This window comes from Rheinheimera mangrovi (assembly GCF_003990335.1).
Classification (GTDB): domain Bacteria; phylum Pseudomonadota; class Gammaproteobacteria; order Enterobacterales; family Alteromonadaceae; genus Pararheinheimera; species Pararheinheimera mangrovi.
In genome coordinates this window covers 395,772-412,069 of the sequence record NZ_CP034683.1, presented here as the reverse complement: position 1 = coordinate 412,069, position 16,298 = coordinate 395,772, and the positions used below count along the sequence as shown (strand labels likewise).

At 48.4% G+C, this 16,298-nt stretch carries 15 protein-coding genes; 9 read left to right on the top strand and 6 right to left on the bottom strand.

Annotated features, from left to right (window positions below):
- Positions 1-335 precede the first annotated feature (335 nt).
- The 4 genes from EK374_RS01905 to EK374_RS01890 are packed head-to-tail and all read left to right on the top strand — an operon-like array spanning position 336 to position 4,508.
- Positions 336-2,192, top strand: coding sequence for an amidohydrolase (locus tag EK374_RS01905; protein WP_127019619.1), 1,857 nt, complete (start codon positions 336-338; stop codon positions 2,190-2,192).
- Between the two features lie 17 nt (positions 2,193-2,209).
- Positions 2,210-2,623: a DoxX family protein gene (locus tag EK374_RS01900; RefSeq protein WP_127019617.1), complete on the top strand. Its 414-nt coding sequence runs from the start codon at positions 2,210-2,212 to the stop codon at positions 2,621-2,623.
- Positions 2,620-3,321, top strand: coding sequence for a YoaK family protein (locus EK374_RS01895; protein WP_127019615.1), 702 nt, complete (start codon positions 2,620-2,622; stop codon positions 3,319-3,321). Before EK374_RS01900 ends, EK374_RS01895 begins: the two co-directional genes overlap by 4 nt.
- Complete coding sequence (locus tag EK374_RS01890) at positions 3,321-4,508, top strand: alginate export family protein (protein ID WP_127019613.1); 1,188 nt, start codon at positions 3,321-3,323, stop codon at positions 4,506-4,508. The genes EK374_RS01895 and EK374_RS01890 overlap by 1 nt, the downstream gene beginning before the upstream one ends.
- Positions 4,509-4,513: 5 nt before the next feature.
- Here the strand turns inward: EK374_RS01890 and EK374_RS01885 are convergent, their stop codons facing one another.
- Complete coding sequence (locus tag EK374_RS01885; protein ID WP_127019611.1) at positions 4,514-4,969, bottom strand: cupin domain-containing protein; 456 nt, start codon at positions 4,967-4,969, stop codon at positions 4,514-4,516.
- A gap of 275 nt (positions 4,970-5,244) precedes the next feature.
- On the opposite strand from EK374_RS01885, the gene EK374_RS01880 reads away from it, so the two are divergent.
- A complete protein-coding gene (locus tag EK374_RS01880) occupies positions 5,245-6,867 on the top strand; it encodes a carboxylesterase/lipase family protein (protein WP_206099262.1) in 1,623 nt (540 codons plus the stop codon).
- A gap of 229 nt (positions 6,868-7,096) precedes the next feature.
- Here EK374_RS01880 and EK374_RS01875 read toward each other — a convergent pair whose 3' ends face one another.
- The 5 genes from EK374_RS01875 to EK374_RS01855 all read right to left on the bottom strand — a co-directional run bounded on the left by EK374_RS01875 (position 7,097) and on the right by EK374_RS01855 (position 12,445).
- On the bottom strand, positions 7,097-7,543 hold the full coding sequence (locus EK374_RS01875; protein WP_127019609.1) for a hypothetical protein: 447 nt from the start codon (positions 7,541-7,543) through the stop codon (positions 7,097-7,099).
- Positions 7,544-7,626: 83 nt separating this feature from the next.
- A complete protein-coding gene (locus EK374_RS01870; protein ID WP_127019607.1) occupies positions 7,627-8,808 on the bottom strand; it encodes a BaiN/RdsA family NAD(P)/FAD-dependent oxidoreductase in 1,182 nt (393 codons plus the stop codon).
- On the bottom strand, positions 8,808-10,883 hold the full coding sequence (waaA, locus tag EK374_RS01865; RefSeq protein WP_127019605.1) for a lipid IV(A) 3-deoxy-D-manno-octulosonic acid transferase: 2,076 nt from the start codon (positions 10,881-10,883) through the stop codon (positions 8,808-8,810). The genes EK374_RS01870 and waaA overlap by 1 nt, the downstream gene beginning before the upstream one ends.
- Positions 10,884-11,663: a glycosyltransferase family 2 protein gene (locus EK374_RS01860; protein ID WP_127019603.1), complete on the bottom strand. Its 780-nt coding sequence runs from the start codon at positions 11,661-11,663 to the stop codon at positions 10,884-10,886.
- A gap of 2 nt (positions 11,664-11,665) precedes the next feature.
- A complete protein-coding gene (locus EK374_RS01855; protein ID WP_127019601.1) occupies positions 11,666-12,445 on the bottom strand; it encodes a glycosyltransferase family 25 protein in 780 nt (259 codons plus the stop codon).
- Between the two features lie 174 nt (positions 12,446-12,619).
- Between EK374_RS01855 and EK374_RS01850 the strand changes: the two genes are divergently transcribed.
- Genes EK374_RS01850 through gmhB form a run of 4 tightly spaced genes read left to right on the top strand, consistent with a single transcriptional unit; the run spans position 12,620 to position 16,278 of the window.
- The gene (locus EK374_RS01850) at positions 12,620-13,201 is read left to right on the top strand and encodes a D-sedoheptulose-7-phosphate isomerase (RefSeq protein WP_127019599.1); all 582 of its coding nucleotides are present in this window, start codon (positions 12,620-12,622) and stop codon (positions 13,199-13,201) included.
- Positions 13,201-14,661 carry a bifunctional D-glycero-beta-D-manno-heptose-7-phosphate kinase/D-glycero-beta-D-manno-heptose 1-phosphate adenylyltransferase HldE gene (gene hldE, locus EK374_RS01845; RefSeq protein ID WP_206099261.1) on the top strand — a complete coding sequence of 487 codons (1,461 nt, stop codon included), beginning with the start codon at positions 13,201-13,203 and terminating at the stop codon, positions 14,659-14,661. Before EK374_RS01850 ends, hldE begins: the two co-directional genes overlap by 1 nt.
- A gap of 1 nt (position 14,662) precedes the next feature.
- Positions 14,663-15,724: a glycosyltransferase family 9 protein gene (locus EK374_RS01840; protein WP_233280310.1), complete on the top strand. Its 1,062-nt coding sequence runs from the start codon at positions 14,663-14,665 to the stop codon at positions 15,722-15,724.
- Positions 15,721-16,278: a D-glycero-beta-D-manno-heptose 1,7-bisphosphate 7-phosphatase gene (gmhB, locus tag EK374_RS01835; protein WP_127019596.1), complete on the top strand. Its 558-nt coding sequence runs from the start codon at positions 15,721-15,723 to the stop codon at positions 16,276-16,278. The genes EK374_RS01840 and gmhB overlap by 4 nt, the downstream gene beginning before the upstream one ends.
- Positions 16,279-16,298 lie beyond the last annotated feature (20 nt).

Genomic DNA, 16,298 nt, shown 5'->3' with positions numbered 1-16,298 from the left:
CCGCGTACTGACCTGATTAATAAGCCAACTTCCGCAAAACACAGCTTCAGCAAAGAAAAACAACAGCACGCTATGCCCGCTTAGTGAGGAAGCGGCGCAAAAACGAAGCGACAATATCTGCTATCACTTGCTGGTTGCCACCGCCCTAGCCTGAATAAATCATCAGAGCTGAACAGATACTAGAAGTGGATCCGGTCTTTCACCATTATCTGTTTGTATAGCTAGACTGCCCGCCGAATCTTTCCCACACTCAAGCCACTGGAAAAGTTTTCACCTCCCCTAAAGCCCTGCCAGGATCGCAGTAGCTGGGTTGCAATTGACTAAGGAGCATGCCGATGGATAAGTCTTCACAACAGGATCTGATCCTGATCAACGGTCGTTTTCATACCATGGATAATGAACAACCTGTTGCCAGCGCCGTATTAATCCGCGACGGCAAGTTTGTTGAAGTGGGTGCTACAGCTGAAGTACTGCGTCATCAGACTGAACAAAGTCAGGTGATCGATCTGAAAAACCGCACTGTCATTCCTGGTTTAAATGACTCTCACCTGCACCTGATCCGCGGTGGTTTAAACTACAACCTGGAATTACGCTGGGAAGGGGTACCTTCTGTGGCAGATGCACTGGCGATGCTCAGAGTTCAGGCGGACCGAACCCCTCATCCTCAGTGGGTACGGGTCGTAGGTGGCTGGACAGAGTTTCAGTTTGCCGAAAAACGTATGCCAACTTTGGATGAAATTAATAAAGCAGCACCAGACACTCCGGTGTTTTTATTGCACTTGTACGACAGAGCTTTATTAAACCGCGCTGCTTTAAAAGCTGTGGGCTATACCAAAGACACACCCAATCCTCCTGGTGGTGAAATTCAGCGTGATGCCAAAGGCAACCCGACCGGCATGCTGATAGCACGGCCTAACGCCATGATTTTGTATGCCACTCTGGCAAAAGGCCCAACTTTGCCTTTATCGCATCAAATCAATTCCACCCGGCAATTTATGCGTGAACTCAATCGCCTGGGCGTTACCAGCGCTATTGATGCAGGTGGTGGTTTCCAGAATTACCCTGATGATTATCAGGTCATAGAACGCCTGGCTAAAGACGGTCAGCTGACAATACGTATCGCCTATAACCTTTTTACCCAGAATAAAGGCGCTGAACTGCAAGACTTCCAGAAATGGACACAAATGGTAACACCGGGGCAGGGTGATGATTTTTACCGCCACAATGGCGCAGGCGAAATGCTGGTGTTCTCCGCTGCCGACTTTGAAGATTTTGTCGAACCCAGACCTGATTTAGCCGACAACATGGAACAACAACTGGAGCAAGTGGTGCGGCATCTGGTAGAAAACCGCTGGCCTTTCCGCTTGCATGCCACCTACAACGAGTCCATCAGCCGTATGCTGGATGTGTTTGAAAAAGTAAATAAAGACACGCCATTTAACGGCTTGCGCTGGTTATTCGATCATGCCGAAACCATTACTGAAAAAAATATCGAACGGGTGCGGGCTTTAGGCGGCGGTATAGCTATTCAGCACCGGATGGCCTTTCAGGGCGAATACTTTGTCCGTCGTTATGGCCAGCAGGCGGCACAACAAACCCCTCCTGTAGCCCGGATGTTAGAAATGGGTGTACCTGTTGGCGGTGGTACAGATGCCACCCGGGTTGCCAGCCATAATCCATGGACAGCTTTGTATTGGTTAGTCTCAGGTAAAACAGTGGGCGGCACCCCTTTGTATCTGGATAAAGATTGTTTACCGCGCGATACAGCGCTGGAACTCTGGACAGCAGGTAGTGCCTGGTTTTCTGGTGACCTGGATAAAAAAGGCCGGATTAAAGCCGGGCAACTGGCGGATTTGGCGGTATTAAGTTCTGACTTTTTTACCGTCCCTGAAGAAGAAATCAAAGGCATTGAGTCTGTGATGACTATAGTGAATGGCAAAGTAGTGTATGCCGTCAGCGACTTCTCAAGTTATGGTCCTGCACCTATTCCTGTGGTCCCTGAATGGTCTCCTGTCACTTTAGTGCCGGGACATGCCCGGGTCCATCCGCTGATCAGTGCCTTACCGCACCAATGTGCCGGCTCTTGTGGTGTACATGGCCATTCCCATGATGTGGCGCGCCGCTCCGATATGCCAGTGTCAGACCATAACTCGTTTTGGGGTGTGTTAGGTTGCAGCTGTTTTGCTTTCTAAGGACAGGAGCTGAACAAATGAAACTAACCACCCCTGCTTTTTTACAACAGCCTGATTTGGGCCTGCTGTTTTTACGCCTCAGCGGCTCCTTACTGGTGCTGCTGATCCACGGTTGGCCCAAGCTGCTGCATTGGCAGACAGAATTGCAGCGGATTGACGACCCGCTGCATTTAGGCAAAGCCGTTACTTTAGCCTGTGCACTTTTTGCTGAAGTACTTTGCCCTCTGGCCATTATGGCCGGCATCTGGACCCGGCTGGCTTGCCTGCCCTTCTTGTTTTTATTACTGGTGTCTATGCTGCTGGTCCATGCTGACTGGACTCTGGAACAAGGCCAATTTGGCTGGTTGTTGATCATCCTCTTTAGCACTATAGCTTTGGCAGGCCCTGGTCGCTTTGTGATGTTTCCCGCGAAAAAAGGACGGCTTGTATGAGTATCGAATCTAAACATCGTTTTCAGGCCATCAGCCTGGGGTTTTTGGCCGGTTATGTAAACACCTTAGGTTTTGTCGCTTTGTTTGGTTTATTGACAGCCCTGATCACTGGTAACTTTGTTCTGATAGGTGCCAGTTTAGTCAGCGAATCCAATTCCGCTGTGCTGATGAAGTTTTTAGCTTTTCCGGCCTTTATTCTGGGGATTGCTGCTATCCGGATCCTGACGATTTGGCTGGACAATAAACAGCAGCAAAATTTGCAAATCCAACTGACTGTTTTACTGCAGTTAGTGCTGCTGGTAGCTTTTATGGTTGTAGGCTTAGTGGCCTCCCCTATTGGAAAAGAGCCCACCACATTGGCCATGATCTGCGGCATGCTGGGCGCAGCAGCTATGGGCGCACATAGCGCTTATACCCGCTTGCTGCTGCCCCATCTGGCCCCCACTTCAATGATGACAGGCAATGTGACACAAATCGTGCTGGATCTGATAGAGCTGATGTCAGGCAAAGGCGATGCTGCCACCAAAAGCAGAGTTTTTAAATCGTTCTGGCCTATAGCTGCCTTTGCGATCGGCGCTTTAGTGGCCGGCTTTTGTTATATGCAGGCTGGTTTCTGGGCTTTGTTAGTACCTATTGGCATTTTGCTGTGGCTGTTACGCAAAGAACATTATTGCGACCTTGAAGCAGAGCAGTCCTGATGCAAATAAAAGCTTTGACCTCTGTGGCACTGCTGAGCGCTGCAGGCTTTAGTTCAGGTCTAGTTGCAGTGGAACTGGAAGGTTTTATTAAACATCAGGATATTTACCAGCAGGAACTGACAGATGCGGATCATCATGCTCTGCTTAGTCGTTTTTTGATCCGGCATAGCTGGCAAACATCAGAAAACAGTAGTTTGCTGCTGGAAGGGATCAGTGCTTATGACTCCAGTTATGACAACCAGACCTATTCAGTGGAACATAATACGGCCGATATTCACCAGCTGATTTTTAAAACTGATATAGCCGATACCAGTATCAGCTTAGGCCGGCATGTCTGGTCTGTTGGTAACCAACGTCAGCTCGGCAAAAGAGAAGGCACCAACGTCAGGCGGCGTTTTGACGGAGTTTTGCTAAACCAGCAGCTCGACAGCTATACCACAGTGTCCTTTTATCATGGCTACAGCGTAAAAAGTAAAGCTAAGGCTTTGGATGACAACAGAGATCCGGATTTAACCGCAAGCGGCATCATTTTTCAAAAGCAGCAACTGCTGGTTCACGCGATCAATTACCGCGACAGCCGTGGCCAAAATCAGGATGATATTTATGCGATAGAAACCGAATATCAGCATAAGGTGGAAGCTTTTGAAGCGTTTTACCAGCTGATTTATCAGTTTGGTGATCGCGGCCCACAACAACTCTCAGCCTGGTTCAGCCAACTGGAATGGGCTTATACCCTGGCGCAGCACAGGCTGTCTTTTACTGCCAGTTATGCGTCAGGCGGCGCCTCACAAGATGCGGACAGCCACGAGTTTCAGCCCCTGTTTGCCAAAGCGCCTTATTACTCAGAAGCCGGTGTATTTGCCACTACCAATATTCAGCATATAGGCCTTGCTTGGCTTTATCCGCTGACAGAAAACTTCAGCCTGGGGCTGGATGCGAAAAAACTCTACCGCGTTCAACAAGATGGCGCTATTTACGGCCCTGGCCAAAGCCTGTTGCTGCCGGCCGATCAGCAATCGGGTAAAGCCTTGGCGAATAACTACAGCTTTCAATCCGAATATAAATTCAGCCCGCATATCAGCTTAGAGCTGGTAGCGAGCTTTATTGATATTCAAACTGGCAGCAATCAAAGCCCGGCCCTGCGCAACAGCAGCTTTTTTGAAACTATGCTGCATTACCGGTTTTAACTTGATTAAGGCTTAGTCTTTGCCGCTGGTTCCACAGGCACAGGTACACCTTTGCTATGCCATTTCATCACGACAAATTTCAATGGGGTTTTGCCCGTGTTGCGAATGCCATGCGAATCCCAGGGTGCTGCATATAAAATATCGCCCGCTTTAGCAGCAATATCTTTGTCTTTCAGCGACCAGACACCCTCGCCTTCAATCACCATCAGATACTCTTCTTCGGCATGAATATGAGGTGGATGAATTTCTTTGCCTGGCTCAATCACAGCCACACCAGTCAGCGCATCCTGGGTACCAAAAGTAGCTTTGGTAAAGTAACTGTAAAATACATAACCATCGCCTTTTTCAGCTTTAGCTTCTGCTTGTGTCACAATTTGCGATGGCTGATCCGGCTCTGCCGCTACCGTGCTCAGGCAGTTCAAAGCCAAACCTGCAGCTAACCCTAACTTTAATTTAAACATCCCTCGTCTCCTGCTGAATGATCTTACTCTTACACTGCCCTGAATTGCAGAGTAGGTCAAACAGCTATTGGTCTGATCTGTATAGTGAAACCCTGAATAAGCCGCGCTGGACTCATAAAAATAGCCTTTGCTGCTTATCCTTGTTAAGTTACCTGTTCAAACTACAAAAGTTCGTAAAAACCCTACCGCCACTGACAACGCATAAGAACTACAAAGAGCTTAAAAATGGCCGAAGCTGTTCGTTTGTTTTTACACCTTCAATCGACAAGGGGAAAATGATGATAGTTTTAACACCAAAAAGCCTACTGATGCTTGCCCTAAGCACGGCTTTTCTGCTCAGCGGCTGTAGTGACAACACTGCTGCCAAAGCCAGCAACAGTTCATCCGCCACTGTGCCGCTCGCCACCATTAAAAGCGGCCAATTACAGGGCATAGCAGAGCAAGGTATTGAGATTTATAAAGGTATTCCTTATGCCGCTGCGCCTGTTGGCCAAAACCGCTGGCGCGAGCCTCAAGCTGTCACTGCCTGGTCAGGTGTGCGTGAGGCGACCCGCTTTGGTAACGACTGTATGCAAAAACCTTTTGCCAGTGATGCAGCGCCTTTAGGTGAAACTCCAGCCGAAGATTGTCTTTACCTGAACGTCTGGACGCCGGCTGACAAAGCTAAACCAGCCCCTGTTTTAATCTGGATCCATGGTGGTGGTTACGTCAATGGCGGCGCTTCCCCTGCGGTCTACGACGGTGCTGAATTTGCCAAAGCAGGTGTAGTCTTTGTCAGCTTTAACTATCGTTTAGGGCGATTTGGATTTTTTGCTCACCCCGCTTTAACGGCGCCCAAAGAAGGCCCGCTGGGTAATTACGCTTTTATGGATCAGATCGCCGCCGTCAAATGGGTGAAAGACAACATAGCGGCCTTCCATGGTGACCCAGAGCAAATCACCATTATGGGTGAATCTGCCGGTGGTGGTTCTGTGCATACCCTAATGCAAGCGCCAGCCAGTAAAGACCTGTTTCAACGAGCCATTATTATGTCGGGCGGTGGACGCTCATTAATGGGTGAGCGCAGCTTAACCGAAGGCACAGAGCAAAATCCTTCCGCAGAACAGATAGGCCTGAATTTCGCTGAAAAACACGGTATAGCCAAAGACGACCCGGACCTTGTCGCTAAAATGCGCGCTTTATCGGCTGAAGCCGTTTTAGACGGGCTCAGCCTGATGGATTTCTTTAAGCCTGCAGAAGGCAAACCCACCTATGTCGGTGGCCCACTGGCGGATGGCAAGATAGTTTTAGGCAGCACTCAGCAGATGTTAGAGACTGGGCAAGTCGCCAAAATCCCAGTCATGGTAGGAACCACCAGTCAGGATATAGGTTTTACTATGTCGCCTGACAAAGACAGCCTGTTTGCATCTTTTGGTCCTTATGCTGACGAAGCACGCCAAACTTACGATGCAACAGCCGAACTGCCGCTGCAACTGCTTAACTTTATGGTTGGTCAGGACAGAGGCATGCAGGAACCTGCCCGCTATGTTGCGAAAAAGATGACTGCACTGGGCCAGCCAGTGTACCTCTATCGTTTTAGTTATGTGGCAGAAGCCATTCGTGACGGCCAGGGCGCGCAGCACGCTGCCGAAATCCCATTTTTCTTTCAAACCATAGACAAAAAATATGACGCTCTGACAGAGCAAGACAAAAAGGCCTCTGCCCTGCCCTTTAGTTATGTGGTGAACTTCACCAAAACCGGTAATCCCAATGGTGATGGCTTAGCAAACTGGCAGGCTTTTGACGCTGCACAGGGCAATATCATGGATTTCACTATGCAGGCCGAGGCAGTGCATGGCGTAGACCCATGGAAAGCTCGTATGGATCTGGTTGAAAAAGCAACAGAACTTAAACAATAGTGACTGCTGAGTTTGGCATCATCGGGCCTGATGCAGTGTGATCAGGCCTGGTTGTTTTACTCAGGGTTGGGTTCTTTTTGAGATGAGGCAAGCATTGGCGCCTGATTTGAGTAACAACTTAACCAGAGAAGATTAGCTGTGAGCAAAAGCAGACGTTGACGCCCCGCGCAAGCTTGTGAGCTTGGCAAGGCCCGCAGGCCCCGAATGACACTGATTGTTATATTTATCTCTACCAATGCGCTTTAAGCTTGTGAAGCTTAAAAAGATATGGAATTTGAAGGATGGGATCTAAACGAACCATCATACTGTCATTGAATATCACCTCAAAAAGCATGGTTCCCAAGGTTAAAGCCAACCCAATGTACCCAAATACAATGCAAGCACTTAGCCCCCAGTCTTTACCAAAAATTAATCCGTATGCGCACAATCCGTTTATTAGAATCACTGTTGATATTATCAAGGGCATTAATGCCTTGGCATTACTCTCGTATTCCAGTCCAAACATTGTGTATGAAGAACTGAAACCAAAAATGAGTGAACCGACATAAAGGAAAGGTACAAACGCCCCCATAACAATAAATAGCCACCCAAAAATCTTTATCCAAAGGGGTATTAGAGCTTTTCTAGCCTGCGACTTGTTATCACTCGTTTCTTGTGCGTTTGTTACAGTTTCCAACTTTTACTCCATAAAATATAACGTCGAGCTAAGAGGTAGTTTTTCAGTTGTGATTTTGTGGAAGTCCAGTCATTACACAACAACTAACAATACTGCCCCGCTACCCAACCCGATGCCCAGGCCCACTGGAAGTTGTAGCCTCCTAACCAACCTGTGACGTCTACCACTTCGCCGACAAAATACAGGCCTGGTTGTTTTTTTGCTTCCATGGTTTTGGACGAAAGTTCGTTGGTGTCGACTCCACCTAAAGTGACTTCGGCGGTGCGGTAGCCTTCGGTGCCGTTGGGTTTAAAGACATAGTGCGTCAGACTGTCGGCCAGGCGTTGAATGGCCTTGCCTTGCAGCGCTTTAATAGGCTGATTCTGAAACAGATTCAGCTCCAGCAGCTTTTCAACTAAACGTTTTGGCAGCAAACGCGACAATATAGTTTTAAGTTCCTGCTCAGGGTGTTTTTGCTGTTGCTCCAGCAGGAATGCGTTTAGATCCTGCTGCGGTGCTAAGTTAATAATCAGCTCGTCGCCCGGTTGCCAGTAGCTGGAGATTTGCAAAATAGCCGGGCCACTTAAGCCCCTGTGGGTGAACAGCATATCTTCCGGAAATACCACATCGTTGGCTTGCGCCGTCACAGGCAAAGACACACCACTGATTTCTTCAAACACAGCTTTATCGGCCGGTTGCCAGGTTAAAGGCACTAAGGCAGCGCGCACTGGCAATACATTTAAACCAAACTGTTCAGCCAGCTGAAAACCATAAGCAGTAGCGCCTAAATTTGGCAGGCTTAAACCACCACATGCCACCACTAAGCTCTGACAACTGCGGCTAAGTTGAGGTGTTGTGACTGTATAGACACCATCAGCAAAACTGACATTTTGAATATCCTGTTGCAGCGCAATAGACACGCCCGCCTTGTCGCACTCTTGTTGCAGCATGTCCACTATGTCTTTGGCGCTGTCGTCACAAAACAGCTGGCCCAGCGTTTTTTCGTGATAAGCAATGCCGTATTGTTGCACCAAAGCAATAAAATCCCATTGGGTGTAACGGCTTAAAGCCGACTTACAAAAATGCGGGTTTTGCGATAAATAATTAGCCGGGCTGGCATAGATATTAGTGAAGTTACAGCGGCCACCACCTGACATCAGAATTTTGCGGCCTATACGTTTGCCATTGTCCAGCACCAGGGTTTTGCGACCTCGTTTGGCAGCTTCAATAGCGCTGAATAAACCTGCGGCGCCTGCGCCTATAACGATCACGTCCCACTGCTGCATTAGTTTGTACTCTGTATGGTTTGGCTTATCTGTTGTGACTGGCCATGGCCCGCTTGCTGATAACCCAGCTCCAGCGCGGCAAATTGGTCGGGCTGCCAATGGAAGTTTGGCAACTGCTGTTTTTCTTTGTTTAGTGAGCGTAATAACCGCTGCAGATTCTGTGTTTTCCAGCTTTGATCAGCATAGTCTGCAGCTCTACGAATAGCGCATTTATCAAAGTCTATTAGCCAAAACTGGCCCTGATTATCCAGCAAAATATTGTGGCAATTTAAGTCGGAGTGATACACCTGATGCTGGTGGAAAGAGGCAATGACAGCACCAAGCTGTTGCCATTCGGCATGACTTAAAGGCCGTTGTTGCAGCAGATGAGCCAGGTCTGTGGTGCCTGGGATACGTTCAATCAGGATATCCGCGCTATAGCTAAAGCCGTGTTTTTGATACAAAGCAGCACAAGGCCGTGGCACTGGTAAACCCCATAAGCGCATTTGCCAGAGTAAACTAAATTCCGCCATAGCCCGGCTTTGTGCCGCAGGTTCTGGCCAGAACTTATCTTTGTTCAGTTTGCCGACCAAACCACCACGGTAATAATGCCGCAACACAGCCTCTTGGCCGTTTTGCTGGCGGATAAACCACACCGTATTACGGCCTTTGGACTGACCAATGACTAAGCCCTGCTGTTGCCAAAATTCCGCTTGAAAATAGGCCATGTCAAAGTTCGGATAAAAGTATGGATCAAACCAAGCTAAAGCATTGTCTGTATTTAATTTTTTAACTTCAGCCATTGGCAAAAAATGATTCACCTGAGCCATCATCCGCGCCACAGCACCCTGTTGCAGCTGATAGAGTTTTAAGCCCTTTGCACCTAGTGTAATGGCCAGTTCGGGTTGCTGCGTAAGTTGAGTCACAGTGCTGACCAGATCGGCCACAGTGCTGACCTGAACATAAGCCTGCTGCTGTTGCAGCAACTGGAATACCAGCTGGAAATTAAACACATGAGGGCCAGATAACACAGCTTTACCAAAGGCCATAGCTTCCAGCGGATTATGACCACCGCGCTCAATCAGACTGCCGCCGATAAAAACAAAATCGGCCAGTTGATACCAGCTTAATAATTCACCCATTGAATCGCCAAGCCACACTTGGGTACTGGCATCAGGCAAACCATTGACACTGCGACGGACAAACTTCAGCTGCTGCTGTTGTAATAGCTCTGCTACTGCATCAAAACGCTCGGGATGGCGCGGTACCAGCACCAGCAATAATTGTGGGAACTGCACTTTTAACTGCTGATAAGCCTGAATAAGCAGCTCATCTTCACCGGCATGAGTGCTGCCAGCTACCCAAACTATCCGGCCTTGCAGCAGAGGTTTTAAGCTGTGCGCCAACTGGGTGCTAGTTTTTGGCACATCCAGTTCAAATTTTAAATTACCTGCCACTTGCACTTCTTTTGCACCTAAAGCCAAAAAGCGGCGGGCGCTGTTTTTGTCCTGCGTCAGAATTTGGCTGATGCTCTGCAGCATAGGCTGAGTGAAAGCGCTAAAACGCCGGTAGCCTTTGGCGGAACGTGCTGACAAACGGGCGTTGACCACTAAAGTCGGAATAGAGAGCGCTTTGCAATTCGCTACCAGATTAGGCCAGAGCTCAGTTTCTAAAATCAGCAACAACTGCGGTTGCATCCATTTCAGCCACCGACGCATCAACACAGGGTAATCAAAAGGCAGGTAACAATGCACAAGGGTTCTGCCAAGTTCCCGCTGTTCCGCCTGTAATTTTTGGATAGCAGCAGAAGCCGTAGGCGTAGTACAGGTAATAGTTAAAACCAACTGCGGATACTGTTGTAACAACTGTTTAATCAAAGGTTTGGCCGCATTAAACTCCCCCACTGAAACTGTATGCAGCACTATGCCGTCTTTGGCTGATGTTGCTGGCAAACTAAAAGCAAAACGTTCAGCAAAACGCTGGCGATAAGCCGGGTCTTTGCGCGAACGTAGCAGCAAATACAGCAGTAACAGCGGAGTCAGCGCCAGGATCAGGGCGCTGTACATCAGCCTGAACAGGAAAAAGCGGCTTTGCATTTAGCTTTTTGCTTTGGCTTTTGCATCAGCCACCATAGTGGCCAACGCGGCATATTTATGAAAAGCATACTGGCCCAGCACTATGGCCATCAGTAATCCACGCCAACCGTCGAGGAAACCCAAACGCAGCACGTACTGCTGAATAAAGTCGGTGAAAAAGCGCAGAATGGCAAAACCTAAGCTGGCCTTTTTGCCACGGGCGAATTTATCTTCAGCACCTAAACAGGCATATTTCACATGCTTTTCCTGACAATGCTGATAACTGCGCCAGCTGTGGTGAATAATGGCCGATTTTAATACCCGCACTTTTTCATAAGGCAATAACAGAGTTTCGTGCACCTGACGGTCTTTAAAACTGGCGCCTGTTTTTAAAAACAATTTGCCCTGCGGTGTGGAGTACCGGCCATGTTTCAGCAACTTGCCGAAAAAGTAGGTGTGCCATGGCATTTTGATAAAGTTGGCATCTAAATCTGGCTCCGCCAATACCTGATCAATTTCTACTTTCAGTTCAGGTGTAAGCACTTCGTCGGCGTCTATGCTCAAAACCCAGTCATGTTCGCACCAGGCTAAAGCGCGGTTACGCTGCGGGCCAAAGCCAGGCCAGTCAGTTTGATAGACTTTGTCGGCGTATTTTTCGGCGATTTCAACTGTTCTGTCTTTACTGCCCGAATCAACCACTATCAGTTGATCAACCCAGCCAGCCAGTGACTGCAAACAAGCTTCAATGCGGTCTTCTTCATTGCAGGAGATGACAAAACAGGAAATTTTACGGCTACGCATGCTTACACCTCGTCCTGTTTGGCTGGAGTAAACTGCACCTGCGACAGATCACCAGAGAGGTGGTTGTTGCGGATAGATTTCAGCTGGAACCGGTATTTCAGGTTACGCCAAAACGAAGTGCCACCTTTACGGGTGCCGCCGCTCATTTTGTCGATTTCGCTTTCAAAGCGGCTGGCTGACCATAAACGGTACGGCAACATGGAATATACAGTCAGGTTCAGCTCAGGGTAAAATTGCAGATCCACATCCACAGGGCGGAAAAACTTAGGCCGGCTCAGCAGCTTTTTAGCGCCTTGCAGCGTTAAGGCATAACCTGTGGTGCAGTTCGGTACTTTGGCAAAATTCACTAGTTGATAGCCATCACCCAGATCTTTTTTCTGCTCACCAGTGCCTGCTCTGTCATCGGCTAACTTAATCATATCCCAGTGTTTTAGTTGGGTGATTTTTTCCAGCACTGTCAGAAATTCAGGCTCTAAATCAATATCGTCTTCCAGAATAAAGGCCATGGCGATATTTTCATCGACCATGCGCTGCCATAAAGTGCGGTGACTTAAATAACAGCCAATTTCACCGGGTGACAAAGGACGGCGGAATTTTTGCTGGTTTAATGCTGGATCATAACAAGCCGCTACTTCAGCCTGGCTCAGGTTTTTGCCATAAATAGCACTGAAGCGTTCAGCGTCCAAACCCAGCTTGTGCAGCTGCTTTTTGGCTGATTCATAACGCTCGGGGTTGGAGTCCAGATTAATTAACCAGATTGGGTATCCTGCAAACTGTCCCATGTTTTTTTCCACTTTATTCTGCTTCTATGCAACGATTTTACCTGAACGCCTTCTAAAGACAGAGTTTTTTTTCCCGCTATGCCGCTGAAGACAAAGCCGATGGATAAAAAGTTCTTTTGCAATAAACAAGATCCGTTAAAATGCCTTCAATCACAGAGCTAAACAGAGCCTCCTATGTCAGATTTAAAACAAAGCTTTTTAGATAGTTTAAAACGTCACCGTGACGCCTTTGCCACAGTGGAAGCCTATCACGAGCAAGCCATGCAGCTGTTGGACGCAGTGCAAAACTGCTTAAAACAAGGCGGCAAAGTGGTCTGGATGGGTAATGGCGGCAGCGCAGCTGACAGCCAGCATTTAGCAGCTGAATTTATGGTGAGATACAAAGCAGAACGTGGCCCTCTGGCTTCTATTGCCTTAACTACCGATACTTCTATTCTGACAGCCCACGCCAATGACTACCATTTTGACAGCGTGTTTGAACGTCAGGTGTTAGGTTTAGTGCGGCCACAAGACGTGGTGATTGGCCTGACGACTTCAGGCAAAAGCCCGAATATCAATTTAGCTTTAAAAGCCGCCAATGACCTGGGCGCTTTCACAGTCGCCCTGACTGGCCGTGATGGTGGTTTAGTCAAAGACATCGCCAAACTGCCTATTATCGTTAAAAACGACGAAACAGCCCGTATTCAGGAAGTGCATATGTTTATTGGTCACTGGCTTTGTGAAGCGCTGGATTTAGCCATTACGGGAAACAACTAATGATTAACCTGAGCCTGCTGCAAAATTTGTCTTCTGCTTCTGTGCTGGTGGTGGGTGATGTCATGCTGGACCGCTATTTTAATGGCGACTCGCAGCGTATATCGCCTGAAGCCCCAGTGCCTGTGGTGAAAATCAGCAAAATTGAAGACAAAGCCGGTGGTGCTGCCAACGTGGCACGCAATATCGCCCATCTGGACGGTAAAGTAGGCTTATTAGGTATTATTGGTCACGACAGCGCCGGCGAATCCTTGCAGCAGTTGCTGGCCGGTGAACAAATTCATTCTGAACTGCTAAGTCAGGATCACAAACCTACCATTGCCAAAATGCGGGTGGTGTCGCGCCAGCAACAAATAGTGCGGCTGGATCAGGAAGAAATGTTCAGCAATGCTGACGCTGAACTCTTGGCAGAACGTTTCGCTGCTGTGTATCAGAACTACGATGTGATCCTGTTCAGTGATTACAACAAAGGCTCGTTGCAACAGATTTCCAAAATGATCAAACTGGCCAAAGCGGCAGGCAAAACTGTCTTGGTTGACCCCAAACAAGCTGACTTGTCGGTCTATGCCGGTGCTGATGTCATCACGCCAAATTTAGGTGAGTTTAAAACCGCTGGCGGCAAAACAGCTTCAGTGGAAGAAATGCTCAGTTCAGCCCGCGAGCTGATGCAAAAAGCCGGTTTAGCTTCGATTTTATTAACCCGCAGCGAACAGGGCATGAGCCTGATTACCGCCACTGAACATTTCCACTTCCCGGCCCAGGTGCTGGAAGTCAGCGATGTGACTGGTGCTGGCGATACCGTCATAGCCACTTTAGCTGTGATGTTAAGCGCAGGCATGTCCTTGCATGATGCCACTCAGCTGGCTAACTTAGCGGCTGGCATAGTGGTCGGCAAAGTGGGAGCTGCTACTGTATCGCCGGAAGAGCTGGCGGCTAAGCTGAACAAAGATTTATTCCGTCAGGGCGATTTTTATCAGACGCCTTTTGACAAAGTACTGCAGCATATTCAGTTTGCCCGTCAAAACGGCGAGCGTATTGTCTTCACCAATGGTTGCTTTGATATTTTACACGCTGGCCATGTACGTTATTTAGCTCAGGCTAAGGCGTTGGGTGACCGTTTAGTGGTGGGCCTGAATTCAGATGCTTCAGTGCGCCGCTTAAAAGGCGAACAGCGCCCTATCAACAGTCTGGAAGACCGAGCTACAGTGCTGGCAAGCCTCGCCAGTGTCGACTGGGTAGTGCCTTTTGGTGATGACCTTGCAGAAAACGACACACCGCTGAAATTAATCAGCACTATATTGCCTGACGTTTTAGTCAAAGGTGGCGACTACAGCATTGAAACCATAGTAGGTGCAGACGTCGTGATAGCTAACGGTGGTGAAGTGCAGGTACTGACTTTTGTTGATGGCCGCTCCACCAGCAAAGTAATACGAAAAATTCAGGACTTGCAGGGAAATAACTGAGTTGTCGCAGCCCATAACCTCTATTTGTATTCTGCGTTTATCCGCTATCGGTGATGTCTGCAATGCAGTGTCTGTGGTGCAGGCGATACAACGTCAGCACCCGCAGGCGCAAATCACCTGGATTATCGGCAAAGTGGAAGCGCGTTTGCTGGAAGGTTTGCCTGGTGTACGTTTTGTCGTCTTTGATAAAAAGCTGGGTAAAGCCGCCTACAGCCAGTTAAATCAGGATTTAAAAAACGACTATTTTGATGTGCTGCTGCATATGCAGGTGGCCTTTCGCGCTAATGTCGCTTCACTTTGCATCAAAGCCCGCAAAAAGATTGGTTTCGACTGGCACACTGCCAAAGAGCTACATGCGCTTTTTATGCGTCACCGCATAGAGCCAGCGCCACGCAGTCATGTGCTGGATGGTTTCCGCCAGTTTGCTAAAGCTATTGGCGTGACAGAACAACAGCTTGGTACAACGCCAACATGGCAACTGCCTATACCGGAAGCCGATGAGTTATGGGCTAAACAGCAACTTGCAGCTGTTGGCAATGCTCGTGTTTTGATTATCAGCCCGGCCGCTTCCAAAGCAGAACGTAACTGGTTACCGGAGCGTTATGCGGCTTTGGCCGATTATGCCAAGGCGAAAGGCTTTGCAGTGATTTTATGCGGTGGCCCAACTGAACTGGAACGCAATTTAAGTCAGGCCATTTTGGCATCAGCTCAGCAGCCCATCACAGATCTGACAGGTAAAACCAATTTAAAACAACTGCTGGCGTTGTTAAAACACGCAAGTTTAGTCTTGGCACCAGATACTGGACCTGCGCATATGGCGGTCGCTGTTGGTACGCCTGTGATAGGTTTGTATGGCCACAGCAATCCGGATCGTACCGGGCCTTATTTGTTCCGTCAGTATGTGGTCGAGGTCTATCACCAGTCGTTGCTGGAGCAACAAGGCAAAACCGCAGCAGAGCTGAAATGGGGCACCCGTGTCAAAGGCAGCAATATTATGCAAAAAATAGCTGTAGATGCAGTGACCGCTATGTTCGATAAAGTAGTGGCAGAGCAGCAGTTATGAAACAGATGCAAAAAGCCGCCTTTTTAGACCGTGACGGCGTAATTAATATCGATCATGGTTATGTCAGTAGCCCGGACCAGTTCGAGTTTATCGACGGAGTCTTCGACGCTTGTCGTCATTTGCAGCAACAAGGTTATTTACTGATAGTGGTCACTAACCAATCCGGTATAGGCCGCGGTTATTATAACGAGCAGCAGTTTTATGCCTTAACCGACTGGATGAAAGCTCAGTTTGAGTCGCACGGCGTGACGCTAACCGACGTGTTCTTTTGTCCTCATCATCCGGTGAATGCCAATCCACCTTATCAAATCGACTGCAATTGCCGTAAACCAGCTCCTGGTATGTTGCTGCAGGCCATTGAAAAGTATCATATAGATGTGAGTTCAAGCCTGATGCTAGGCGATAAAAAAGCCGATATGCAGGCCGCCAAAGCCGCTGGTGTGGGCCGTAAAGTACTGGTGTTATCCGGCCAGACACTAACAGCAGAAGACCAGGCCAGCGCAGATGAAATCTGGCCTTCGATTAAAGCGGCTTTGGGCTTGGTAACCAACTAAAGTTCTGGCCTGCACTTGTA